We start from the raw sequence: 25,100 nt of genomic DNA on the forward strand, positions 1-25,100 counted from the left end.
TTGGGTGGGGGGGGGGGGGGGGCCGCGGGGGGGGCGGGGGGGGGGGCGCCCCGGGGCCCCCCCCCCCCCCCCCGGGCGGCGGGGGGGGGGGGGCCGGCGGGGGGGGGGGGGCCCCCCGGCCCGGGCCCCTGGCCGGCGGACGGCCGGCGGACGGCTAGCGGACGGTGACGCGGTCGCCTGCCGGAGCGGGCACCGGCGAGTTGGCGACCAGGTAGGTCGCGAGCGCCCCGGTGTCGTCGGGACCGCTCGTGTACGTGGTCGTCCCCTCCCAGCGCGGCCAGCCGTCGAAACCGGCGATGAGGCTCCAGGCGCCCGCGACCCTGATCTCCTGCGTGGCGGTCACCGGGACCCCGTCGAGCCTCATCGACAGGACCTTCCCGCCGCCGAGGGTGTAACGCAGCCCGGCCGACGGGGTGAGCACCCAGCCCGCCGGGTTGGGGGTGGCCAGCAGCTTCTTGAGCTGGCCACCGGTCATCGTCTGCACGTTGACGGCCAGCCCGGCGGGTTGCGCGCTCCACAGCCGCTCGAAGTCGACCGGTCCGGCGGGCAGGTCCGCCTTGACGTCGTACCTGTTGACGAGCGCGACCTGCGCGCCGGACCGGGCCCGCACCGACGCGAGCTGCGCGTCGGCCGCCAGCTCGGCCAGCGGGCCGCCGCTCGCCGTGCGGACGATGTCCTCGGCGGCGACGCCGAACGTCTCGTCGGACGGCGGAGTGTTGCACTTGAAGTAGTGGAGGACGTCGGACCGCAGGCCGTCGGGCTGGTTGATCTCGATCTGGACCGCGTAGTCAGGCGAGTCCGGCGTCCATTCCCACGTGACGGTCTCCAGCACGGCCCGGTGGACGTCGCCGCGTTTGGCGGGCACGGCGAGCGTCTTCCACTCCTGGGCGCCGACGAGGCGGTACTCGATCGTCTGCTCGCCCGCGGGCAGTCCCTCGAAGTAGCCGTGGACGTCGAAGGTGACCGGGCACTTCGAGGCGGTGGTGCGCTCGAAGGCGATGTCCAGCTTGCCCACCAGGTTCGTGGCGGTGGCCGAGGCGGCCTGCGCCCCCGTGGCGAGGACGCCGAGAGCCAGGGCCAGGACGGCCAGCAGCCCCCGGAGGCGACGTCCTGCCGAAGTCGTTGAACCCACAGGTGTTCCTTTCTCGTGATCTCCACAGCGAACAGGCGAAACGTTCCGCGAGCTTGATCGTTCTTGCCTTCGCGGAGGGGTGGCCCGGTCATGGACATGCGGCCGAGAGCCCTCGCGCGAAGGAGGTGCCGGTGCGGATGCCGAGGCCGACGGGGGAACGAGCGCACATTCCCGATCGGGTACGGAGCGGACAGAGCCGAGGATGTGATCAACTACTGATTCGAACACTATATCGAGATCATTCTCGCGCACCAGCCCCGAACCGCGATTTCCCGAACGCCACCGAGCATCGGCCGGGAGATCGTCACTCATGCTCCCGGTCGCCTCACCACGCCGGGTCTGATCGCGGCGGATGCGCGCGTGCGGGTCGACGGCGCGTCAGGCGGACGCGTATGGATCGGTGGCGCGTCAGGTGGCCGGGGCGGCGGACGCGTGCGGGTCGACGGCGTGTTAGCTGGCCGGGGCGGCGGATGCGTGCGGGGCGTGGCTCGCCGTGTCAGCCGGTGCGGTCGAGGCGGGCGCCGTCGTCGTACGACTCGCGGGCGTCGAGCAACTCGTCCCAGTGCTCCCGCGTCCAGTCGCAGGCGATCGCCATCGGCCCGAGCATGCTGCGGCCGAGTGGGGTCAGCTCGTACTCGACACGCGAGGACGCGCCGGGGTGGACGGTGCGCCTGACCAGCCCGTCCCGTTCGAGGGAACGCAGTGACCCGGTGAGGACCTTGGGAGTGACGCGGCTCAGCGGCACGCGCAGCTCGGAGAACCGGCGCGGCCCGTGTTCGAGGCAGCGGATGACGAGCGCCGCCCACTTGTCGCCGAAGCGGATCGGATTGAGCGAGGACGGGCACAGCTCGTCGAACATGTCGGCGGGCAGGGGTTCCCTCATGGCCTCACGATAGCCGGTATCCCGGAGGTAACCACGGCCCCCGATAGCGTCCGCGAAGCGGCCGGACGGACGGGATCCGGCCCCGGTGAGAGGTGGTTCGCCATGAACATCGTGGTCTTCGGCGCGGGCGGCAGAGCAGGTGGGCGGGTCGTCGCCGAGGCGCACCGGCGCGGGCACCGGGTCACCGCCGTGGTGCGCGACCCCGCGGGCCACGGCGACCTGGCCGACGCGCGGGTGGTGGCGGGCGACGTCACGGACGGGACGGGCGTCGCGCGTGCGGCCGCGGGGCACGACGCGGCCGTCAGCGCCGCCGCGGACCTGTCGGTGCCGCCCCACGAGTTCTTCACCGCGTCGGCCCGTGCCCTGACCACCGGGCTGGCGGAGGCGGGCGTACGCCGGCTGGCGGTGGTCGGCCTCGCGTCGATCATGCCCGGGGCGTCGGGTGCTCCCCTGATGGACGAGCCCGGTTATCCCGGCGAGTACCGCGACTTCTACCTCGGCCACGCGGCGGGACTCGCCGTGCTCCGGGAGTGTGACCTCGACTGGACGTACGTCGCGCCGGCCGGTGACTTCGACCATGCCGGCACGCGCACCGGCCGGTACCGGATCGCCGATCACGCGGACCCGGCCGACAGGATCACGTACGCGGACTTCGCGGTGGCGCTGCTCGACGAGATCGAGGCCCCTCGCCACCACCGCGTCGCCTTCAGCGTCCGGAAGGCGTGATGGCCGAGATCCACGACAGCCCGGACCCCTGGATCGCCGAGCACATCCGTCGTTTCCGGGAGACGGGCGGCCGGCCACGGCCGGGTGTGAACGACCTGCTGCTCACGACCCGGGGCCGGAGAACCGGCGAGCTGCGCCGCACCGCGCTGGTCTACGGGCTCGACGGCGACCGCCACGTCCTGGTGGCTTCCAACCGTGGCGCGGACCGCCATCCGGCCTGGTACCTGAACCTGCTCGCCGACCCGTGTGTCACCGTGCAGGCCGGTACGGAGACCTTCGCCGCCCGAGCGCGTCCCGCCACGGCCGCGGAGCGCCCGCCCCTGTGGCGCCTGATGGTGTCGGCGAGGCCGGAGTACGCGGCCTACCAGGAGCGGACCACCCGTGAGATCCCCGTGGTCCTCCTGGAACGCCGGTGACGACCGGGTTTCCGGGAGGCTCCGGGTAGCGGTCGCGTTCTCCGGGGAGGGCGTGCCGGGGCGGCGGAAAGCCGCCCGGCGGTGGGCGCCAAGGCCGGAACCGCGCACGTCGTCATCCCTCGCGCCAGGCCCCGTCTCGCGGGAACCACGGTCCGGGACGGGCTGATCCGCCGGGCTCCCCGGTCTCGCCGGTTTCGCCGGACAGCACGTGGCCGGCCGCCGCCACGAGCAGCCGCGCCCTGTCGGTGCCGGTGGGCCCCACTCGGGTCCTGCCGGCGTCTTCGGCCCGGGTCTCCCGGTCGATGCGGCTCACGACCGCGTCGCCGAACTCCTCCGGGGTCCGCAGGCCGCCCAGGACCTCTGCGCGGACCTCCTCGTCGGGAAAGTCGTCCCTGGCGATGACGGGCAGTCCCGTGAGAGCGGCCTCCCACACCGTGATTCCCTGCGTTTCCGTGACGGAGGCGGTGGCGAAGACGTCGACCCGGCGGTAGAGGTCCGACAGGGTCCGGCGCTCCACGGGGCCCAGCACGAGAAGGTTCGCTCCCAGGCGCGCCTGTGCCGTACGCAGCCGGAGCCGCGTTCTCGGGTCCTCGCACGGGCCCACGAGGATGAGAGTCGCCCGCGGCCGGCGCTCCACGACGTGCCCGAAGGACTCCAGGAGGAAGTCGATTCCCTTCTCCCGGCTCAGGCGGCCGACATAGACGACGCGGCTTCCCCTCGGGGTGGCTTCGACGGACTCGACCAGGCCCTCCGGCGGCGTCCCTCCCCGCAGGTCCGACTCCTCGACGCCGGTGGGCAACACGAAGACCGGCCGCCCGGTTTCCAGGCCCCTCAGGTAGGAGGCGGTCTTGGCGGACGGGGCGACCAGCAGGTCGGCGGCGTCGGCCACGTACGCGAGGATCTCCCGGATGACCCCGGACCCGCCGGCGCCGGCCGCCCTCCTCGTCAGGTCGCGGCGCGACGGGACACCTCCCCTCAGGACGACGTACGCGGGGAGTATGAACAGCCACGCCAGCCGGTACTTGCCGAGGTAGGACTCGAAGTCCGTGTGCCAGGAGAGCGCGACGGGCGGTCGCGCCCGGCGCAGCGCGCGCAGGGACGCCACCCCGAGGGAGCCGATGGTCTGGACGGAGACGAGATCCGGTTCGAAGGCACGGACGATCCGGGTGATGCTCCTCGTGGAGGCGATGGAGGCCGGGTATCCGTCCAGCGGCGTCCTGAGCGACGGCACGCGCCACCGCCGGGTGCCCGTCGCGTCCACCTCGTATCCCGAGCGCCGTCCCGGAAAGACCACTCCCACGTCATGGCCGGCGGAGACGAGGCCGTGAATCAGCGAGTCGACGGAGACCGCCACCCCGTCCATCCTCGGCGAGAATGAATCCGTAACGATGAGAACGCGCATTCCAGGCTCCAGTTAACGTGAAGCGTCCGCGTGTCACCCCGTCCAGGACGGTGGTCGTCGATTCTACAATGCGTGTTTCTGCAATGCGTGTTCGAAACTCCTGGGGTACGAACAGCCGGCGGGGGCGCGACGCGTCCACGGGCGGCATGGCGGGGCGGGCGGGACTAGAGTCCACGACCCGCGAATCATGAGCACGCGCCCCCGGTTCGACTCCTCAGGGCCGGGGGTGCGCGCGTTTCACGGGGTCACGCGTAGAGGAAGTAGTAGCGGTAGCGGCTCTCCCACACGCAGGAGTAGTCGTCCCACCAGCCTTGGGCGATGCCTTGGTTTCCGATTCGCTGGCACTCCGAGTAGTCCCTGAAGACGCCGGCCAGCCTCGCGGAGTCGGCTTGCGCCGGGGTGGCGCCGATCGTCAGTGACACTCCGAGGACCATGACGGCCGAGACGAGAACAGAGCGTACTTTTCGCATTCGTCCTCCTATGACGGTGGAGATCATGACGGTGGACATTATCACTCGCCACGCGTCAGGAGAATTGTCATGTCCGAATCAGTCGGGTGAAGGAGCCGAAACTCCCGGTGGCGTTGCCGTCCGGAAGTGCGTGTTTCACTGTGTTACCCGTCGGTAAAACCGATGTCGCTTCTCTGGTCACCTCTTCCCGGAGGGGTCCGGCCGCCGCCCAATTCCAGACGTGGCGGCCTTGAAAGGCCTCCCAGGCGCGTATCCGACCGCCTGTGCATGCCATGGATCATCTGTAGGGCCTTCGTATCACATGATCTCCAAAGTACGATTTATACCTCTTTTTCGGCTCGATTGAAACGAGATGGAGAAAACTTTGACCATCGTCACTTACCTGTCATATCGTCGCCCCGCCCATATCGATGTAAGTCGCGACACTCGAGCAGTACGTTGTTCTCGCAGGCTCCACGATCGCCGTGCCGATCGAGGCTGCCCCGGCACGGGAGGAGACACGGACGGTCACCGGGGAAGCGGCGATCATCCGACCCGACCGGAGTTGCACCATGCAAGCTCGAATCCGCACGGCCATGATTGTCGGCATGGCGATGACCGTGCTGGCCGCCGTCGGCGTGACAACGGCCTTCGCGCCGCCTGCTCACGCCAACCAGGTGATCACCGACATCGCGTACGCGCCCGCACAACCGGCCGGTAGCAGGGGACACCTGCTGGACATCTACCAGCCGTCGACCGGCATCACCCCCCGGCCGCTGCTGATCTGGCACAGCGGCTCGGCGTGGACGAGCGACGACGGCAAGACCGGCGCGGACGCGGTCGCGGCCATCTTCAACCCGCTGGGCTTCGCCGTGGCCGGCGTCAGCGTCCGGTCCAGCGCCCAGGCGATCTTCCCGGCCCAGGTGCACGACATCAAGGCCGCCATCCGCTGGCTGCGCGCGAACGCCGCCACCTACAACCTCGACCCCAACCGCTTCGCGATCATGGGTGACTCCTCGGGCGGCTGGCTGACGGAGATGGCCACCCTGTCCGGAGGCGTGGCGGCGATGGAGGGCACCGTCGGTACGACCGGCGTCTCCAGCGCCGTGCAGGTGGGGATCGCCTTCTACAGCCCGACCGACTTCCTGCAGATGAACGCGCAGAACCTGCCGACCGGCGGGCTCGACCACAACTCCCCGGCCTCCCCGGAGTCGCTGCTGGTCGGCTGCCCGATCCAGACCTGCCCGGCGACGGTGGCCCAGGCCAACCCGATGACCTACGTCGACGCCAACGACCCGCCGCTGATGTTCCTGCACGGCCAGGCCGACTTCCTGGTGCCGCACGGCCAGAGCGTCCTGCTCTACAACAGGATCAAGGCCCAGTGCGGCAACGCCACGTTCGTCTCGGTGCCGGCCGCGGACCACATGATGGTCCAGGTCATGGACCCCGCCCAGTACGGCCTGCAGACCGTCCGCACCACCGCCAACTGCGGCGAGACCGTCGGCACCGGCACGTTGAACCCCACCTGGGCCAACTTCGCGACCTTCCTGCGCAGCGGGCTCAAGATGGGCAACTCCTGCGAGGTCACCTACGCCACCGGCACCTGGAACGGCGCCTTCAACGGCAGCGCGACCATCAAGAACACCGGCACGACCCCCATCGACGACTGGACCCTCACCTGGGCCTGGTCGGGCAACCAGCAGATCACGAGCGCCTGGAACGCCGCGGTGACCCAGGTCGGCAACCAGGTGACCGCCCGGGACGCCGGCCACAACTCCTACATCGGCCCCGGCTCCAGCCAGAGCCTCGGCTTCTCGGCGACCGCCACCGGGACGAACGCCATTCCGGCCCAGTTCAAGCTCAACAACATCGTCTGCACGAGAGTGCCCGCCTGAGAGGACGCGCCGGGCCGAGCCGAATGGCGACGGCCCGGCGCCGTTCTCCCGCCGCCCGGATCCCGAGCCGAATGGCGACGGCCCGGTACCGTCTCCCGCCGTCCGGATTCCGAAAGTTTCATTCGGAGAACTGTGACCTGGAGCGGAAAGGCGCATTTCCAGAACCCGACACGTTCCGTTTGATCCTGGTCACGGATTGTCGCCGACCGGATTGACCGCGTTCATATTGCTTTCCCCGACGGGCCGCCCCTATTCTTGCCCCGGACGGCTCGTCGGCCCATTTTCAGTTGTTTTCATTGACCGGCCGGGACCACTCGATATCCCGGGTCACGAAACAAACCCGAAACAAATCGGATAAGCGGCCTTCCGCTGCCTGAAGGCCGTTGTCCCGAATCGTCGATGAGTTAGGGGACGTGTGCGTACATCCAATATGTTCGTCAGGAGTCTGGGCGTTCACGTGCCTGACAGCGTGAGCGTCGAGCAGGCGGTTCGCGAGGGCTGGTACCCGCGGGAGGAGGCCGAGAGGTTCCGGCAGATCGGCGCCGCGGTGGCCGGCGACATGCCCGCGCCGGAGATGGCGCGGCTCGCGGTCCTGGACGCGTACGACCGCTGGGGCCGGTCCTCCCCGCGCGACCTCGACCTCCTGCTCTACCCGTCGGTCTGGCACCAGGGCCCGAACGGCTGGCAGCCCCAGCACTACCTGCAGATGCACCTCCTCGGCGGGAAGGTTCCGGCGTTCGAGATCCGCAGCGGCTGCGTGGGGATGATCAGCTCCCTCGAACTGGCGGCGAGCTACCTGCAGGCCGACGCGAACCGCGAGACGGCCATGGTCGTCTCCTCGGACAACCACGGCACCCCGCTGGTGGACCGCTGGCGGATGACCCCCGGCGCGCTGATCGGCGACGCCGCGGCCGCGCTCCTCCTCGGCAAGGGGTACGGCATGGCCGAGCTCCTGTCGGTGAACGCGACGGTGATCCCGGAGGCCGACGCGGTCAACGACGGCGCCTACCCCCTCTTCCCCCCGGACGCCACCGTCGGCGTCGGGCTGAGCTTCGGGGACCGGCACGAGGAGTTCCGCCAGCGGCTGCTCAAGGCGCAGGGCACCGGGATCCACCTGACGATCCAGAAGACGATGATGCAGCAGGTCGAGCAGACCCTGGACGAGGCCGGGATCGAGCTCTCCGACATCACGAAGGTGGCGTTGCCGCACGGCCGCCGCGAGGACCTCGACGGGCAGATGTCCTGGCTGGGCATCGACGAGGACCAGACGACCTGGGACTACGGCAGGCGCGTGGGCCACTGCGGCGCGGTGGACCAGTTCATCGCCTTCGAGCACCTGCTCGCGACCGGCGGGCTCGTGGCCGGCGACCACCTGCTCATGGTCGGGTTCGGCTCGGGGACGTCCGTCGCCGCGGCGGTGTTCAGGATCCTCTCCACCTCTCCCGTCACGGAAACGCAAGGGGCACGCGCATGACCGAGCTCACGCACACGCGCACGGCCGGGCTCTCGCGAAGGCTGGTCGACTTCATCCAGGACAACCTCGTCCAGGACGGCGACGACATCAAGGTCGACGAGACGACCCCGCTCCTGGTGTCGGGTCTCCTCGACTCCCTGCGGACGGCGCGGCTGCTGAACTTCCTCCGCAAGGACGTCGGCGTCCCGGTCCCCGCCGCGAAACTCGACCCCGAGAACTTCCGGGACGTCGTGACCATCGTGGCGATGGTCGAAGAACTCGAATCCGTCTAGCCGGGGCGAGGAGGGCAGAGTCATGCGGTTGGCGAACACGTACATCAGCGGAGTGGGAGCGTTCCTCCCCCGGACCGTCGTCAGCGTCGAGAAGGCCGTCGCCAAGGGCTGGTACCCACCCGAGGAGGCCGAGCTGCACAACCTGGCCGGGGCGGTGGTGGCCGGTGACGTACCGGCTCCGGAGATGGCCCTGCACGCGGCGCGCAGCGCGGTCAAGCGCAGCGGGCGGGCGCCGGCCGACCTGGACCTCCTCCTGTACGCCTCGACGTGGCACCAGGGACCGGACGGCTGGCCCCCGCACTCCTACCTGCAGCGTCACCTCGTCGGCGGGGACGTCCTCGCCACCGAGATCCGGCAGGGCTGCAACGGGATGTTCATCGGCCTGGAACTCGCGGCCGGCCACCTGGACGCCGCCCCCGGCAGGCAGGCCGCCCTGCTGGTCGCCGCCGACAACTACGGCACCCCGCTGATGGACCGGTGGCGGATGGGCCCCGGCTACGTCGGCGGGGACGCCGCGAGCGCGCTCGTGCTCACCCGCGACACGGGCTTCGCGCGACTGACGTCGGTCTGCACGACGACGGTGACCGAGGCCGAGGAGCTGCACCGGGGCAGCGAGCCCCTGTTCCCGCCGGGCGTCACGCTCGGGCGCAAGATGAGCTTCGCGGCGAGGAACGAGCAGTTCCGGCAGCAGGTCGTGTCCAAGGGCGAGGCCACCGCGGCGCTGTTCAAGATCCAGCGGGCGCTGATGGAGGTCGTCGAGCGCGCGCTGACCGAGAGCGGGATCGAGGCGGGCGACCTCGCCCGGGTGGCGTTCATGAACTACTCGGAGGAGATCGTCGAGCAGCGGTGCATGGCCATGCTCGACCTGCCCATGTCCCGCTCGACCTGGGATTACGGCCGCACCATCGGCCACTGCGGGGCCAGCGACCAGGTCCTTTCCCTCGACCACCTGCTCCTGACCGGGCGGCTGGGCCCCGGCGACCACATGCTGATGCTCGGCACCGGGCCGGGAGTGACCGTCTCCAGCGCCGTGATCAAGGTCATCGACAAGCCTCAGTGGACCTGAACCGAACAGCGGACCTGAACCGAACAGTGGGCCCGAACCGAACAGCGGGCCCGAACCGAACGGCGGGCCCGAACCGAAGGGAAACGAACGCAGATGGTCGACAGCCCGCGCGGAGTCCGGGTGGAACCGGTGGCGGTGATCGGGATCGGATGCCGCCTGCCCGGCGACGCCGGCTCACCGGACGAGTTCTGGGACCTGCTGCGCGCAGGCCGGAACACGACCCGGCCGCTGCCCGCCGAACGCTGGCGCCGGTACGAGAACCGCAGCCCCGAGTACGCCGCCGCGCTGCGTGACGCCGTACGCCACGGCAGCTTCCTGGGCGACATCGAGGGCTTCGACGCGGAGTTCTTCGGCCTGTCGCCCCGCGAGGCCGAGCTGATGGACCCGCAGCAGCGGATCCTGATGGAGACCGCGTGGGAGGCCCTGGAGCACGCCGGCCTGCCGCCGCACGAGCTGGCCGGCACCGACGCCGGGGTGTTCATGGGCGTCTGCACCGCCGACTACGGGGGCCGCCTCCTGGAGGACCTGCCCCAGATCGAGGCGTGGACCGGGATCGGCGCCGCGACCTGCGCCGTCGCCAACCGCATCTCCTACTCCCTGGACCTGCGCGGGCCCAGCATGGCGATCGACACCGCCTGCTCGGCGTCGCTGGTCGCGCTGCACCTGGCCGCGCAGAGCCTGCGGCTCGGCGAGAACGACGTCGCCCTCGCCGGCGGCGTCAACCTGCTCGTCACCCCCGGCCAGACCCTCACGCTCGGCACGGCCGGGGCCCTCGCCCCCGACGGGCGCTCCAAGTCGTTCGACGCGTCGGCCGACGGCTACGGGCGCGGCGAGGGCTGCGGCGTGGTCGTGCTCAAGCGGCTGTCGGACGCGCGGCGCGACGGCGACCGGATCCTCGCGCTCGTCATCGGCAGCGCCGTGAACCAGGACGGGCACACCAACGGCATCATGGCGCCGTGCGGGGAGGCCCAGGCGCACGTGATGGCCCGGGCCTGCCGGCAGGCGGGCGTCGAGCCGTCCACCGTCGACTACATCGAGGCGCACGGCACCGGCACCCGGCTCGGCGACCCCCTCGAGGCGGGGGCGCTCTCCTCGGTGTACGGCACGGGACGGCCCCCCGGCGACCCGTGCCTCATCGGCTCGGTCAAGTCCAACATCGGTCACCTCGAAGGCGCCGCCGGCATCGCCGGCGTCATCAAGGCGGTACTCGCCCTCCACCGCGGCGAGATCCCCCCGAGCGTGCTGACCAGCCTGAACCCGGCCATCGAGTGGGAGACCTCGGGCCTTCGCGTGGTGACCGGGCAGTCGGCCTGGCCCGAGCGCGACCACCCCCGCCGGGCGGGCGTCTCCAGCTTCGGGTACGGCGGCACGGTCGCGCACATCGTGCTGGAGCAGGCGCCTCCTCCGGCCGAGGAGGCGCCCCGGGACGAGGTGACGGGGGAGCGGCTGTTCCCGCTGTCGGCCTCCTCGGAGCAGGCCCTTCGGCAGTACGCGGGCAGGCTCGCCGACCACCTCGGCAGGGGGCTCGACCCGGCGTCGGCGGGACACACGCTGGCGCTGCGGCGCACCCACCTGGCCCGCCGCGCCGTCGTGGTCGGGGCGGACGGGGACGAGCTGGCGGCCGGCCTGCGCAGGCTCGCGGACGACGTGCCGGGCGAGGCCGTCATCACCGGTGACGTGCTGCCCGACCTCGGCCCCGGACCGGTCTGGGTCTTCTCCGGGCAGGGCTGCCAGTGGCGCGGGATGGGGCGGGAGCTGCTCGCCGTGCCGGAGTTCGCGTCCCTGGTGGACGAGGTGGAGCCGATCTTCGTCGAGGAGATCGGCTTCTCGCCCCGGCAGGTCCTGGCCGACGGCGACCTCGACACCATCGACCGCGTGCAGACCATGATCTTCGTGATGCAGCTGGGCCTGGCCAGGCTCTGGAACGCGTACGGGGTCGTCCCGAAGGCCGTCATCGGCCACTCCGTCGGCGAGCTCGCGGCGGCGGTGACGGCCGGCGCGATGAGCGTCGCCGACGGCGCCCGCCTGATCTGCCGCCGCTCCCGGCTGCTGCGCCAGGCCGAGGGCAAGGGGGCCATGGTGATGGTCGACCTGTCCTTCGAGGAGGCGGCGGAGCGGCTGGCCGGCCGCGGCGACCTGGTGGCCGCGATCGCGTCGGCACCCGGCTCCACCGTGCTGTCCGGCGACGTCGCCGCGGTCGAGGAGGTGGTGAACGACTGGCCGGGCGAGGGCATCGTGGTGCGGCGGGTGGCGTCGGACGTCGCCTTCCACAGCCCGCACATGGACCCGCTCGCCGTCGAGCTGGCCGCCGCCGTCGCCGACCTCTCGTTCGGGACGCCGCGCATCCCCATGTACACGACCGCGCTGGCCGACCCGCGCTCGACGCCCGTCCTGGACGGCGCGTACTGGGCGGCGAACCTCCGCGACCCCGTGCGGCTGGTCGCGGCGACGACGGCCGCGGCGCAGGACGGCCACCGGGTGTTCCTGGAGATCTCCCCCCACCCGGTGGTCGCGCACTCGGTGACCGAGACGCTCTCGGAGAACGGCTTCGAGGACGTGTTCGTCGGCACGTCGTTGCGCCGGAACCAGCCGGAGCCGCTCACCTTCCTCGTCGCGCTGGGCACCGCGCACTGCCACGGCGTCGAGGTCGACTGGAGCCGGCTGCAGCCGTCCGGGGGCCTGGCCGACCTGCCGCCGTACGCCTGGCAGCACCGCCGCCACTGGCGCGAGTCGTACGCCGAGGACGGCAACCCGGGGCACGACGTGCGCTCCCACACCCTGCTCGGAGCCGGGAGCGGCCTCGCGGGCAGCCGGACCCGGGTGTGGCGGACCAGCGTGGAGGACGCCAACCGGCCCTACCCGGGCAGCCACACCCTCAACGGGATCGAGATCGTGCCCGCCGCCGTGCTGGTGAACACGTTCCTGCACGCGGCCGAGGACGAGGACGTCACGCTCACCGACGTGGAGATGACGCACCCGCTGATGACCGCGGAGCGCAGGCAGGTCCAGGTCGTGCACGAGCCCCCGGCGGTACGGCTCGCGGCCCGCACCCCGGCCGGTCCCGACGAGCCCGAACCCGCCTGGCTGGTGCACGTCACCGCGAACGTGGCCGCTCCCGGCCAGGTGAAACCCGACGTGCTGCCGGACGCGAGCGCCCTGGCCCCGATCGATCCCGGGTTCGTGCACAAGCGGCTCGCCGCCGTCGGGGTGCCCTCGACGGGCTTCGACTGGACGATCGAGACGCTGCTGGGCGCCGACGGCGCGCTGCGGGCCACCGTCCACACCCCCCGCACCGCCCGCACCGGGGAACCGGAGGGCTGGGCGCCGGCGCTGGACGCGGTGATGTCCGTGGCGCCCTGCGTGTTCCCCGGCGACCCGGTGCTGCGCATGGTCGTGCACATCGACGAGGTCGTGCTGACCGGTACGCCACCCGAGACGGTGATCATCGACGCGGCCGTGGACCCGTCCGCCGAGGACACCGTCCGGGCGATCCTGGCCGACGTGGACGGCCGGGTGGTGGGGCACCTGACCGGGCTCCGCTACCCGGTGATCGACGCGCCCGCCCTGGCCGAGGAGGACCTGCGGGGGCCCGCGGAGTCGTTCGCCGGCCTGGCGCCCGAGGACCTGCGCGAGCGCGTCCTGCCCGAGGTCCGCGCGGAGATCGCGGTCGTGATGAGGCTCGCCCCCGAGGACCTGGCGCCCCGGCGTCCCCTCGTCGAGCAGGGGCTGGACTCGGTGATGACCGTGATGGTCCGGCGGCGCCTGGAGAAGCGCTTCGGCCGCCGTCTCCCGGCGACCCTGCTGTGGCAGCAGCCCACCATCTCCGCGATCGCGGACCACCTGGCGGGGCTTCTCGCGACCCCGGCGCCGGACACGGCGGCGGCGGAGGCCGCTCCCGAGCCCGCGCTCGCGATCGGGGGCTGAGGGCGGTTCCGGGGAGCGTGCTCGCGACCGGGGGCTGGGACCGGTTCTTGAGAGTGTCCTCGTGATCGTGGGCTCCCGGCCGGCCGGGGGGCCGGCCGGGAGCCCACGGGGCGTCACGGTTTGATGTCGATTGCCGAGCGTCCGACCTGCGGCGATCACCGTAGGTGACCGGCTCTCGATCAATGATCATTGATTATTACTGATTGTCGATATTGACCGGAAATACATTTCTCTGGCTTGATCATGGAGTTTTATTCCTTTTATTTATTAATGAGCGGAGCTTCACGTGCGTCTTTTGTCTGCGGAACATCGCAGATCCTCCGCATCACGGCCGGCCGCACTCGGCGGCGTCCTGGCCATGACCGCCGGTCTCCTCATCGCCCTGACGCCCACGGCCTCGGCCGAGGACTCCATGACCGACCTCGGAGCCTTCGCCCACGGCGCTGACCTGGTCGTCGGAGGCGACAAGGTCGCCGTCTCCATCGACGACCGCGTCGTCATCGCCGACACCACCGGTGAGCTCGAAGGCGCTGTCACCGGCCTGTCCGGTGCGACCGGCCTGGCCATGACACCCGACGGCACGCGCCTGTACGCGGCGTTGCGAGGCTCGAACGAGGTTGCCGAGATCGACACCGCCGCACGGGAGATCATCCGGCGCTTCGACCTCGCCACCCACCCGTGCCCGTCGACCTTGGCGCTCACCGGCGAGCGGCTGTGGGTCGGCTACGAAGGTTGCGGCGATGGGACCGGCGTCCTCGGCCTCGACCTGTCGGCGGCGGCGCCGGAGCCGTCGCCGTTCGAGGTGCCGCTCAAGACGGGCCCGCTCCTCGCGGCGGCCGGGAACACGCTGGTGGTCGGCGAAGTGAGCAGTCCGGCCGACCTGTTCGTCTACGACGTGAGCGGCGCCGCTCCCGTCCTGCGCGGCGAGATCGACGGGCACGCCCAGGACAACCACCACCTGCAGGACGTCACCGTCACCCCGGACGGCTCACACGTGATCTCCGCGTTCTCCGTGCCGTACTCGTTCGAAGTCTGGGACGCCACCACCTTGACGAGGGTGCGCGGTTACCAGGGAACCGGGTTCGACGGGTGGCCCACGGCCGTCGCCGTCAGCTCGGACGGTGCCCACATCGCGGGCGCTCGTCATAGCGGCCTGGAGATGACGCTCTACGACGCGGCCTCAGGGGCGAAGGTCTACACCGCGGACACCCCTGTGGGTGAGGTGGTCGGCGGGAGTGTCGCCTTCTCCGGCCGGGACGTCTTCAGCCTTCTGAAGACGTCCACGGACCAGCTCCACCTGTGGCGGCTCCACGACGTGACCCTGCCGGAGTCCACGCTGACGCTGACGTCCGCGCCCGGCGGGACGGCGCACCAACCGCTCACCTTGACGGGACGGCTGGCGTTCACCGACGGGGCAACTCCGGGCGCGCAGCCGCTCGTCGTGACCCGCACCCTGCCCGACGGAACCAGTGCGGAACTGCCCGGTGTGACGACCGCGGCGGACGGGGACTTCACCATCACGGACACGCCACCGGCCGGAGGGCAGACCACCTACACCGTGCGCTGGAAGGGTGACGGGGGACACCGGTGGAGCAACGCCTCGGTCACCACCGCGATCAGGTACGGAACCGCGCTGACGCTGACAGGGCCGACGAGCGAGGTCGTCGGCGAGACGCTGGTGTTCAACGGCGCGTTGCGGGCCCAGGGCACCACTCTGCCGCGCAACGCCTGGGTCACCGTTCGGCGTACCCTCAATGTCGATGGCGGCGACACCGTCACGTGGTCGACGTGGATCGAACGCAACGGGTCGTACACATTCACCGACACGCCGGACGTGGGTGAGTACACCTACACCGTGCGGTGGGACGGCGACACCCGGACCGGACCGGCGCAGGCCGACAAGGTCGTCACGGTTCACGAGCCGAACAGGTGACCGGCGGCGCTGCCCGGCCGTGCCGCCGGACAGCGCCGGCGTCGTCTTCCCCGACCCGGGAGATGTGGTCGAGCGTGGCGAGCGGGTTGAAGCTCTGTACTCGCACCGAATTGATCAACTTTCCGGTGACTCACCAAGGCTGGGCACTTTGACCGCTCCACCCTCCCGGGAGACGGCCATGCGTCGTTACCGTTTCGGCGGGATCGCCGCCTTGATCGCGCTCGGGTACCTCGTCTCGGTCGCCGTGCTGGGCGTCCTCGCGCTCACCGCCGGCCGGGGCGACCTCCTCTGGAAGGTCGTCACCCGTGACCCCGGCATGGGCTGGTTCCTCGGCCCCGGCGAGGACACGCTCCCCCTCCCGTGGGGGCTGGTGCCCGTCCTGGTCCTCATCGGGGCGATCCAGGCGTGGGCGCTGTGGCAGGTGCTGCGCGGGCGCGCCCGCGGCGAGCCGGCACGACGGGGTGGGAAGGTCGGCCTGCTGCGGCTCGCCCTGTACGTCGGCGTCGGCCACGGCCTGGTCAGCATCGTCAGCGTCCCGCTGGTTCTCGCGCTGGAGATCTACTGGTTCTGGTCGGTGACGGGGATCGTCTCCGGCCTCGTGCAGCTGGCCGTCGTCTGGCTGTTCTTCCTGGTGCTCCGGGACGTCGTCTCCCGCGGGCTGCGGCTGTTCTCGGTCGTCACCGGGACCGTCGCCTGCGTGAGCGGCGTCGGCCAGAACGTCGCGGACGCCTTCGAGCCGGGCTTCGCCACGCAGATCCTCGCCCTCGCCGGAGGGTACGGCTACGTCTGGTCGGCGTGGGCCGTGTCGATCCTGGTCGCCCAGGCCAGGGATCCCCGCTGGAGCGCGGCGACCGTCCGGATAGGCGTCGTCGCGCAGGTGCTGTCCGTCCTGCAGCCCAGCGGGATGATCACCTTCAGCGGTGCCGGGTTCTCCTACGTCCTCACGGCCTACACACTCTTCGGCGCCGTCAGCGTCTTCGGGCTGGTGTGGGAGGCCAGGACCGCCCACGAGCTGGCGAACCCCCTTTCGCGGCCGGTCCCGAGGCGGGCCCCGGCGCGGTCGGCGGCCGGGTGGTGGCCACCGGCCGCCGTGGCGGTCGTGCTTCCGCTGATCCCCGCCGCCGTCAACCTCGCGTACGGCAGGTACCTCTGGATCGGACCCAGGGGCGCGATCGAGCGGTTCGCCCGCGAGGACGGAGGCAGCGGGCAGGCCATGGCATGGTTCGTCCTGGACGTCTTCGTCGGCGTCGGCGGCCCCGCGCTGCTGATCCTGGCCGCCGTCCTGCGCCGGACCCGCCGCGTCCTGCGGTTCACGAGGACGGCGCTGACCGTCGCCGCGGCCGTGGGTCTCGTCAGCGCGCTCACGGCGACACAGGTGTCGGGGGACTTCGGCGACTTCCCCCACGAGGGCGTGCAGCTCTACCCGGAGGGGCTGTTCACACCGGACAAGGACGGGGAGATCTTCTTCGGTATCTCACCGCTGTGGTACGGCGTGGCCCTGCTCGGCTCGGCCGTGATCCTGCTGTTCCTGTACCCGCTCGCGCCCGCCCGGCGTGCCCGCCACCGCGTGCTGCTCGCCGGGCTCGCCACGCTGGTCGCGCTCGGGTTCGTGCCCGTGGCCGATCAAGCCCCCAGCCTGGTCACCGCGGCCGAGGACTGCGACCCGTACGACACGCGGACGGGTGAGTCCGAGAAACCCGAGCTCAGCCGGGACCAGCGACTCGTGTGCTCCGTCCGGCGAGGAGATGTGATCAAGTTCGCCGCCACCACGCCCGACGTCGTGGTCCTCGCCCGCGCCCGCTGGCTGTGCGGCGTCTACACCCGCAACGACCCCCGGGAGGTCGCCCGCCTCCGGGCGACGGAGGGGCTGGAGCGCGACGCCCTCACCTACCCGCTCGCGGAGATCTGCCCCGGCGCCGGCGTCGTGGCGAAGGCCGCCACCGCCGAACAGGACCGGGAGGAGCGGGAGTGGGAGGACGACGCGCGGCGGATGTGCGACTCGCGCCCGCGCCACCGCCCGCTCATCGAACCGGCCAGGGTGACCCGCATGAAGGAACCCCAGTGGACGGACTACGGGATCGTGGAGGCGTACGAGCCGACCGAGGACGGCGCGGACCCGTTCCAGGACGGCCTGCTCGAACGGGTCCAGGAGAACGGCCTGGTGGCCGCCCTCCCCGGCCACCTGATGATCGACACGCACTCCGACTACGACCTCTGCGTCACGCTGGAGACCTACGCCCGCCGCCCGCCGGTGGAGACCAGGGGCTGGGACCACGTCGTCGAGGTCGGCTACGAGAGTCCCACCGGCCAGATCGTGCTCAGGGACGATCTGGGCGGCGCCGAGTTCCCCGACCTGTCACTGAACGGCCGTGCGGGGCACTACCGGATCCGCGTGCACTACGACTGGTTCGAGTGGAAGGGGCCGCACGGGAACGGCCAACGTCTGCTGATCATGGCGTTTCCCGGGAAAGGGGACAGGTCGGTCACGTACCGCAAGCCGTCCAGGCGGTGAATTCCAACGGCCCCGGAGTCGATTTTCGGAGTGGTCTTAACCCGCTCTGACCAGTGCTTTCGCTCTCGCGAGACCGAAGTGGGGAAATGTCGGCTGAAGGTTGAAAAATGATGTCTTGACGCTACCAATGGCTCTCCTTAGCATTCTCCCACCGATATCGGGAGAGGGGCGATCGGTAACGGCTCCCGATATGGCGTTCGAACCGGGGATTCAGATCGGGCGCCCTATCGGCGTGCGTCTCGACGGCGACGTGACGGATCGCGATGGCCGGTAGCGGTCGGAGGTGAATGACCTGAAGGTCCGCTTCTCGGGCTCCCGATCGGGGCGGTGGCCCATCACGGTCGGCCAGAAGAACGTGCTGGAGTGGATCAGCCCGGACCTGCCGGGACCGGCCGACATCCTGTCGACGATGGTGCGCGTGCCCCGGGGAGGCACCATGGAGGCGGTCGGCGCGGCCCTGGGCGCGCTGATCGGCCGCCAGGAGGCGCTGCGGACCCTCATCCGGGACGGCGAGCAGGTCGTGCGCGCCTCGGGAACGCTCGTCGCCGAGGTGGTCGAGGCCACCGGCACCGGCCGGGAATGGTTCCCGCCCGGCCGGGCCTTCGATCCCGCCGCCGACCTTCCGGTCAGGGCGCGCGTGGTGACCCGGTCGGGATCCCCGTTCCTGGTCGTCCTGCACGTGTCGCACGTGGCGGCGGACCTGTCGGCGATGACCGTCCTGCGCGCCGAGCTCGCCGCCCTGCTGGCGGGCCGGCCGCTCCCTCCCGCCACGCACCATCCCGCCGACCAGGCCACCTACGAGCTCACCCCGGCCGGGCGGCGCCGGCTGGAGGGCTCGCTCAGGTACTGGGCCCGCCAGGTGGCCGAGGAGCCACTGTGCGCGCTCGGCCTGCCCTTCCGTTTCCCCGGCGCCCGCGGCCACCATCACGTCCTGCTGGGCTCCCGGCCCGCCGCGGAGGCGCTGGCCCGCGTCGTGGCGGACACGGGCGCGCGGCCGCCGGCGGTCGTGATGGCCGCGTTCGCGGCGCTGCTGACGGGCTGGACCGGAGTCCCGGGGTGCCGGCTGAACTGCCTGTGCAACAACCGCTTCTCCCCGGAGCTGCGCGACTACGTCGGCACGGTGGCCCAGGAGACGACCATCCCCTTCACCGCGTCGCCCTCGTTCCTGGAAGCGGTCTCCCGGACGGACGCCGCGGCCATGGCGGCCTACAAGTACGGCCGGTACGACCCGGCCCGGGTGTTCGAGGCGCAGAGCGAGGCGGAACGGGCCCGCGGCACGCGCTGCCACCGGGACGTGGTCGTCAACAACACGAGCGGCCACTCGCACGTGATCCTGCCGGAGGCCGGTGTGGAACCCGGCCTGGGCGACCGGGTGTTCGGCGCTCCCGTGGAGTTCGACATCTACCGGCTGGACGGCAAGCTCGGCTGCGGGCTCGGCCTCGACGCCCGCCTGGCCAGCGCCGAGGAGACCGCCGGCATCCTCGGCGGGGTCGAGCGGCTCATCGTCGCCGCCGCCGGCGGTGACGTCGATCCGGCGGGCTTCGGCGTCCCTCCGGCGGAACGGGGGCCGGGCTGGGTACGTGCCCGCTCGTGCTGGGTCGACCTCGCGGGCGTCCAGACCGCGGTGGACCTCGCCCTCGGCTCCGGCGTCGCACGGGTCGAGGCCGTCGGCGACGAGCTCGTCGCCCGGGTCGGGCACGACACCGACCTCTCGGCCGCGGCCGAGGCGGTGGTCGACGCGGTCCTGCGCGGGGAAGGCCACGGAATGGTCGCACCCGGCGGCTACGTGCGGGTCGCCGGCCGAGAACGACCGGCGCGGGCTCCCGGCGGAGGCGCCGGGTGTGGCGACGGTGTGGAGGTATGCGACAGGTAGCGTGCAGACCGTCGTACGGATGAGATATCGCCCTTAGCGTCGCGAGATATGCAGACAGTGGACGTACTGGTCGTGGGGGCGGGCCTGGCCGGACTGCGCACGGCCCGCCTGCTCGCGCTACGGGAACTGAACGTGATGGTGGTCGACCGTCGCAGGTCGCTGTCGGCGGGCATCCGCACGACAGGGATCTTCGTGCGCCGCACCCTCGACGACTTCGACGTCCCGGACCACCTGCTCGGGCCGGGTGTCCGGGACGTGCTGCTGTACCCGCCCTCGCGGCGGGCGCCGATCCGGCTCACCAGCGACCGGGACGAGTACCGGGTGGCCGACATGGCGGCCGTCTACGAGCACGCGCGCCGCGCGGCGGAGTCGGCCGGGGCACGGGTCCTGCTGGGCGTACGGTACGTCGACGCGTCGACGGGGGTCGTGCGGTTCGCGGGCGCGGGGCCGGTGAGGGCCCGGTTCGTCGTCGGCGCGGACGGCGCCCGCTCCCGGGTGGCCCGCCATCTCGGCCTCGACGTCAACCGGCGCTTCCTCGTCGGTGCCGAGATCCTCCACCCCGTCGCGCCGGGTACGGCCACCCCGGCGTTCCACTGCGTGCTGGACCCCCGGATCGCCCCGGGCTACTTGGGCTGGGTCATCGACGACGGCCGGCACGCGCATGTCGGCGTCGCGGGATACCCGGACGCGATGCGCGCCGGCGTCCGCCACCTGCTGGACGCCTTCGCCGCGGACGCGCCCGGCGGCACGCGGCCGTCCGGGCCGGTCGAGCGCCGGGGCGGTCCGATCCCGGTCGGCGGCGTGCTGCGCCGGCTGGCCTGCCCCGCCGGTCTGCTCGTCGGGGACGCGGCGGGCGCGGTCTCGCCGCTGACGGCCGGTGGGCTGGACCCCTGCCTGCGCATGTCCGAACTGGCCGCGGCGGTCACCGCCGAATACCTGCGCACCGGTGACCGGCGCGCGCTGGGCCGGTACGACGGGAACGCGCTGCGGGCCCGGTTCCGGGGCCGGCTGCTGCTGCGCCGGGCGTTCGCCGGGATCCGGTCCCCCGCCGCGGCGGAGGCGGCGGTGACCCTGCTGCGCGGTCGCCCCGGTCGTGCCCTGGCGGCACGGATCCTGTTCGGCGACGGCTCGTTCCCCGAGCAGCCGGCCGACGTGCGTCTTCACCGCGACCTTCACCGTGGCCTTCACTAGCCCGGGATCCCACCCGATCATCTCGGTCGGGCGGGATCTCTTCGTCTTCCCGGCCGGCGCGGCCGCCGGTGAGCTTCTTCGGGGACGAGGTCAGTACCGGTTCGTCTTGGCGTCCAGGGCGAGGCCCGCGTCGATGGCCTTGGCGGGGACCTTGAGGCCCATCTGGTCCTTGGTGATCCGTCCGAGCGTGGGCAGGCTCTTGCGGTCGGGCCAGGTCTCGGGCTCCCACAGCGACGAGCGCAGGAACGCCTTCGCGCAGTGCATGTACAGCTCCTCGACCTCGACGAGGACCGCGAGCCGTGGCCGCTTGCCCTGGACCGTCAGGTCGTCGAAGAACGGAGCGTCCGACACGAGTGTCGCGCGCCCGTTCACCCGTAGCGTCTCGTTCATCCCCGGCACGATGAAGAGCAGCCCGACGTGGGGGTTGTGCAGCACGTTGCGGAGGCTGTCGAGCCGGTGGTTGCCGGGCCGGTCGGCGAGCACCAGCCGGTGGTCGTCGAGGACCAGCACCGACCCGGCGGGGTCTCCCCGGGGGGAGACGTCGCAGGTGCCCTCGGAGTTCGAGGTCGCCAGCAGCACGAAGGGCGAGTGCGCGATGATCGTGCGCGCGTGCTCGTCGATCCGGGCGATGTCCTTGTCCCAGAGGGTCCGCGGCGGCTCCTTCGCGATCTCTCGGAGCTCGGCCTCGGTCGTCACCGTACGGATCTCAGAAGGGTTCACCGTCCGAATATATGTAAGGCGAGCCTAACCCGCGAGACCCGCCGCCGGCCTCGGTCGGGGTGCCGGGGTACGGTCACGCGGACTCCTCGGTACGGTCGCGGGCGGCCCGGCGGCCGAGCCAGAGCTTGCGCGCCGCGGGCGCCAGGGCCACGAGGAGGAACAGCGCGAGCAGCGTGCCGGAGATCGGGCGAGAGAAGAAGCCCGCCGGGTTGCCGTCGAAGAGCAGGAGCGAGCGGCGGAGCGAGGTCTCCAGCAGCGATCCCAGCACGAACGCGAGCACGAGCGGGCCGGGGTCGAAGCCGAGCTTCTTCATCAGGTAGCCGACGACGCCGAAGAAGATCACCAGGCCGATGTCGAAGACGCTGTTGTTGACCGTGTAGGCCCCGATGAGCGTGATGAGCGCGGTGATCGGCGCGAGGATCGCCGGGCGGATCCGCAGGATGCGCACGAACAATCCGACGAGCGGGATGCTCATGATCAGCAGCAGGACGTTCCCGACGTACATCGAGTTGACGACGCCCCAGAACAGCTCCGGGTTCTCGGTGACGAGCTGGGGCCCGGGGGTGACGCCCTGGATCAGCAGGGCGCCGAAGATGACCGCCATGGTGGCGTTGGCGGGGATGCCCAGGGAGAGCAGCGGGATGAACGACGAGGTGGCGGCGGCGTTGTTCGCGGTCTCGGGCGCGGCCACGCCCTCGACCGCGCCGTGGCCGAAGCGCTCGGGGGTGCGGGAGCGCCGCTTCTCCAGGGCGTAGGCGGCGAGCGAGGCGAGCACCGCCCCGCCGCCGGGCAGGATACCGAGGACGAAGCCGAGCACGCCTCCCCGGCCGATCGCGCCGGAGGACCGGCGCAGGTCGGCGCGGCTCGGCCACACGTTGGCGACAGTGGCCGGTGCCTTGACCGCGCGGTGGCGCTCCTCGAGGTTGTAGAGGATCTCCCCGAGGCCGAAGAGGCCCATCGCGATCGGCACGAAGTCCAGCCCGTCGGCGAGCGACAGGCTGTCGAACGTGAACCGCTCGGCGCTGATGAAGTCGTCCCGCCCGACGGTCGCCAGCAACAGGCCGACGGCGGCGGCGATGAGGGCCTTGAGCATCCCGCCGTTGGAGACGGTCGCCACGAGCAGGATGCCGAGCAGTGCCAGCGCCGTGTACTCCGGCGGGCCGAAGTCCAGCGCGAACCCGGCGACGACCGGCGCGACCAGGCTCAGCGCGACGACGGAGACCGTACCCCCGACGAACGAGCCGATCGCGGCGATGCCCAGCGCCGTGCCCGCCCTGCCCTGGCGGGCGAGCGCGTGGCCGTCGAAGACGGTGACGACCGAGGACGCCTCGCCCGGCAGGCGGAGCAGCACGGAGGTGATGGTGCCGCCGTACTGCGCGCCGTAGAAGATGCCGGCCAGCATGATGATCGCGGTGACGGGCTCCAGGCCCAGGGTGATCGGGAGCAGGATGGCGATGGTCGCGGCCGGTCCCAGGCCGGGCAGGACGCCGATCAGCATGCCGATGACCACGCCGACGAGGCAGTACAACAGGTTCGCCGGTTCGAGGACGACGGCGAAGCCGTCGAGCACCGGGGACACGTCCAACGGGTCTCCTGCGGTTGGGACAGACGGGGGATGGTTGCTTGGAAACGGCCCGCGGTCAGAACAGGTGGGGGATGGTGACCTGGAGCGCGCCGACGAACAACAGGTAGAACACGACCGTGACGGCGAGGCTCGTGACGACGGAGGTCCGCCAGCTCTCGCGTCCGAGGAAGCGCAGCCAGAAGAGGGCGAGCAGCGCCGTCGGGATCTCGAAGCCGATGACGCCGATGACCGCGACGAAGAGGACCATGCCGCCGACGGCCGCGAGCACGAGGAGCGCGGTGCGGGTGAACCGTTCCGCGTCGGTGGCCCGCCGCCCGCGGACGGCGAGGACGACACCGAGCACGACGAGCGTCGCGCTCACGACGGCGGGCCAGGTGCCGGGCCCGGGGGCGGCCGGACTCCCCACCCCCAGGCCCAGCGACCCCGCGAACGCCGCCCCACCGAGGCACGTGACGACGGCGGCCGTGACGAGGTTGGCCGGCGGACCGGCCGCCGGTGGCCTGGTCTCGTCGGGCGGCTCGCCGGCGGCGGCGTGGTCCTCGGTGGGCGTGCTCACGACGCGCCGCTCAGATCGATCTTGTACTGCTCGACGAGCCCGCGGTACGTCCGCAGGGACCCGGTCCACTGCCCCAGCAGGGTGGCCCCGTCGACCTCGTTCGGGGTGAGCAGCCGCTGGGCGTTGAAGTCCTTGTACGCCTGCGCCGCGAAGGACTTCTGGAACGCCGCCCGCAGCCGGTCGACGACGTCCTTGGGCGTGCCCTTGGGGGCCACGACGGCGCGCGACTGCTGCACCGGGACGTTGTAGCCGGCCTCGACCGCCGTCGGGGTGTCCGGCATGTACGAGGGCCGCTTCTCCGCGAAGGTGACGAGGGGGACGACCTTTCCGGCCTTGATCTGCGGCTGGGCCTCGCCGAGCTGCACCGAGGCGACGTCGACCTGGCCGCCCATCACGGCGGTCAGCGCGGGCGCGCCGCCGTTGAAGGGAACCGCGGTGGCCTCGATCTCGGTCTGGGAGAACAGCAGCTCCTGGCTGAGCTGGCTGCCCGTGCCCACGCCGGTGGTGGCGTACTTGATCTCACGCTTGGCGTCGACGACGTCCTTGACCGTCGTGAACTTCGACTGGGGACTGGCCACGAGGACGTAGTCGTCCTGGGACAGGCCGGTGACGACCTCGTAGTCGTTGATGTCGACGACCTCGCCGGCCTCGACGGCCAGCGGGGTGATGTACGCCAGGGAGCCCACGAAGAGCATGATCGTGTAACCGTCGGGCTTCGCGCCCGCCAGCTCCTTGGCGGCGACGGCACCGTTGGCGCCGGGCTTGTTCAGCACGGTGATCGGCTGCTTGAGGTCGGCGCTCGCCGGGTCGGCGACCGCGCGGGCGATGAGGTCGGTGCTACCGCCGGCGTCCTGTCCGACGAGCAGGCTGATCGCTCGCTGCGGGTAGGAGGCGGCGGCCTCGGACCCCTGCTCCCCGAGGTTGCCGCCGCAGCCGGCCAGCGAGAGGGCAGCGGCGAGCGTGGCGACCGCCGCCACGCGGCGCGGTGTCCGGTGCCTGCTTTGCATGGGAGTCTCCTCGAACCGGGGGGATGTATGTGAGACGGGTCACAGTCCGCGATTCCGCGCAGCCTATGACCGCCCTTCATGCCT

At 71.6% G+C, this 25,100-nt stretch carries 19 protein-coding genes; 11 read left to right on the forward strand and 8 right to left on the reverse strand.

Features of this window, described 5'->3' with window-relative positions:
* Positions 1–154: 154 nt before the first annotated feature.
* The gene (locus ACFYWM_RS06265; protein ID WP_389909410.1) at positions 155–1,132 is read right to left on the reverse strand and encodes a 5'-nucleotidase C-terminal domain-containing protein; all 978 of its coding nucleotides are present in this window, start codon (positions 1,130–1,132) and stop codon (positions 155–157) included.
* Positions 1,133–1,628: 496 nt separating this feature from the next.
* Complete coding sequence (locus tag ACFYWM_RS06270; RefSeq protein WP_389909413.1) at positions 1,629–2,015, reverse strand: winged helix-turn-helix transcriptional regulator; 387 nt, start codon at positions 2,013–2,015, stop codon at positions 1,629–1,631.
* 102 nt (positions 2,016–2,117) lie between these two features.
* Between ACFYWM_RS06270 and ACFYWM_RS06275 the strand changes: the two genes are divergently transcribed.
* Entirely contained in the window at positions 2,118–2,741 is a 624-nt protein-coding gene (locus tag ACFYWM_RS06275) for an NAD(P)-dependent oxidoreductase (RefSeq protein ID WP_389909416.1), read from the forward strand.
* Positions 2,741–3,157 carry a nitroreductase family deazaflavin-dependent oxidoreductase gene (locus tag ACFYWM_RS06280; RefSeq protein WP_389909419.1) on the forward strand — a complete coding sequence of 139 codons (417 nt, stop codon included), beginning with the start codon at positions 2,741–2,743 and terminating at the stop codon, positions 3,155–3,157. Before ACFYWM_RS06275 ends, ACFYWM_RS06280 begins: the two co-directional genes overlap by 1 nt.
* Before the next feature lie 112 nt (positions 3,158–3,269).
* On the opposite strand, the gene ACFYWM_RS06285 is transcribed toward ACFYWM_RS06280, so the two are convergent.
* Together ACFYWM_RS06285 and ACFYWM_RS06290 are read right to left on the reverse strand one after the other, a co-directional pair.
* Positions 3,270–4,520, reverse strand: coding sequence for a glycosyltransferase (locus ACFYWM_RS06285; RefSeq protein WP_389909422.1), 1,251 nt, complete (start codon positions 4,518–4,520; stop codon positions 3,270–3,272).
* Between the two features lie 284 nt (positions 4,521–4,804).
* Positions 4,805–5,029: a hypothetical protein gene (locus ACFYWM_RS06290; protein ID WP_389909425.1), complete on the reverse strand. Its 225-nt coding sequence runs from the start codon at positions 5,027–5,029 to the stop codon at positions 4,805–4,807.
* Positions 5,030–5,616: 587 nt separating this feature from the next.
* Here ACFYWM_RS06290 and ACFYWM_RS06295 point away from each other — a divergent pair.
* The 9 genes from ACFYWM_RS06295 to ACFYWM_RS06335 all read left to right on the forward strand — a co-directional run bounded on the left by ACFYWM_RS06295 (position 5,617) and on the right by ACFYWM_RS06335 (position 21,148).
* On the forward strand, positions 5,617–6,903 hold the full coding sequence (locus ACFYWM_RS06295) for a cellulose binding domain-containing protein (RefSeq protein WP_389909428.1): 1,287 nt from the start codon (positions 5,617–5,619) through the stop codon (positions 6,901–6,903).
* Between the two features lie 457 nt (positions 6,904–7,360).
* Complete coding sequence (locus tag ACFYWM_RS06300; protein ID WP_389909432.1) at positions 7,361–8,377, forward strand: ketoacyl-ACP synthase III family protein; 1,017 nt, start codon at positions 7,361–7,363, stop codon at positions 8,375–8,377.
* On the forward strand, positions 8,374–8,649 hold the full coding sequence (locus ACFYWM_RS06305) for a hypothetical protein (protein ID WP_389909434.1): 276 nt from the start codon (positions 8,374–8,376) through the stop codon (positions 8,647–8,649). The genes ACFYWM_RS06300 and ACFYWM_RS06305 overlap by 4 nt, the downstream gene beginning before the upstream one ends.
* A 22-nt stretch (positions 8,650–8,671) precedes the next feature.
* A complete protein-coding gene (locus ACFYWM_RS06310) occupies positions 8,672–9,715 on the forward strand; it encodes a ketoacyl-ACP synthase III family protein (protein ID WP_389909437.1) in 1,044 nt (347 codons plus the stop codon).
* Positions 9,716–9,808: 93 nt separating this feature from the next.
* Positions 9,809–13,639 (forward strand): type I polyketide synthase, encoded by a 3,831-nt coding sequence (locus ACFYWM_RS06315; RefSeq protein ID WP_389909440.1) that lies wholly within the window; start codon positions 9,809–9,811, stop codon positions 13,637–13,639.
* Positions 13,640–13,997: 358 nt separating this feature from the next.
* A complete protein-coding gene (locus tag ACFYWM_RS06320) occupies positions 13,998–15,572 on the forward strand; it encodes a YncE family protein (RefSeq protein WP_389909443.1) in 1,575 nt (524 codons plus the stop codon).
* A gap of 178 nt (positions 15,573–15,750) precedes the next feature.
* Positions 15,751–18,084 (forward strand): hypothetical protein, encoded by a 2,334-nt coding sequence (locus ACFYWM_RS06325; protein ID WP_389909446.1) that lies wholly within the window; start codon positions 15,751–15,753, stop codon positions 18,082–18,084.
* 283 nt (positions 18,085–18,367) lie between these two features.
* Complete coding sequence (locus ACFYWM_RS06330) at positions 18,368–19,957, forward strand: condensation domain-containing protein (protein WP_389909448.1); 1,590 nt, start codon at positions 18,368–18,370, stop codon at positions 19,955–19,957.
* 48 nt (positions 19,958–20,005) lie between these two features.
* Positions 20,006–21,148, forward strand: a complete 1,143-nt coding sequence (locus tag ACFYWM_RS06335) for an NAD(P)/FAD-dependent oxidoreductase (RefSeq protein ID WP_389909450.1) — start codon at positions 20,006–20,008, stop codon at positions 21,146–21,148.
* A gap of 90 nt (positions 21,149–21,238) precedes the next feature.
* On the opposite strand, the gene ACFYWM_RS06340 is transcribed toward ACFYWM_RS06335, so the two are convergent.
* The 4 genes from ACFYWM_RS06340 to ACFYWM_RS06355 all read right to left on the reverse strand — a co-directional run bounded on the left by ACFYWM_RS06340 (position 21,239) and on the right by ACFYWM_RS06355 (position 25,016).
* Positions 21,239–21,868 carry a pyridoxamine 5'-phosphate oxidase family protein gene (locus ACFYWM_RS06340; RefSeq protein WP_389909453.1) on the reverse strand — a complete coding sequence of 210 codons (630 nt, stop codon included), beginning with the start codon at positions 21,866–21,868 and terminating at the stop codon, positions 21,239–21,241.
* 73 nt (positions 21,869–21,941) lie between these two features.
* Positions 21,942–23,453 (reverse strand): tripartite tricarboxylate transporter permease, encoded by a 1,512-nt coding sequence (locus ACFYWM_RS06345; RefSeq protein WP_389909457.1) that lies wholly within the window; start codon positions 23,451–23,453, stop codon positions 21,942–21,944.
* Positions 23,454–23,508: 55 nt separating this feature from the next.
* On the reverse strand, positions 23,509–24,009 hold the full coding sequence (locus ACFYWM_RS06350; RefSeq protein WP_389909460.1) for a tripartite tricarboxylate transporter TctB family protein: 501 nt from the start codon (positions 24,007–24,009) through the stop codon (positions 23,509–23,511).
* Positions 24,006–25,016, reverse strand: coding sequence for a tripartite tricarboxylate transporter substrate binding protein (locus ACFYWM_RS06355; RefSeq protein ID WP_389909463.1), 1,011 nt, complete (start codon positions 25,014–25,016; stop codon positions 24,006–24,008). Before ACFYWM_RS06355 ends, ACFYWM_RS06350 begins: the two co-directional genes overlap by 4 nt.
* Between the last annotated feature and the right edge of the window lie 84 nt (positions 25,017–25,100).

The organism is Streptosporangium sp. NPDC002721, from assembly GCF_042888905.1.
Taxonomy (GTDB): domain Bacteria; phylum Actinomycetota; class Actinomycetes; order Streptosporangiales; family Streptosporangiaceae; genus Streptosporangium.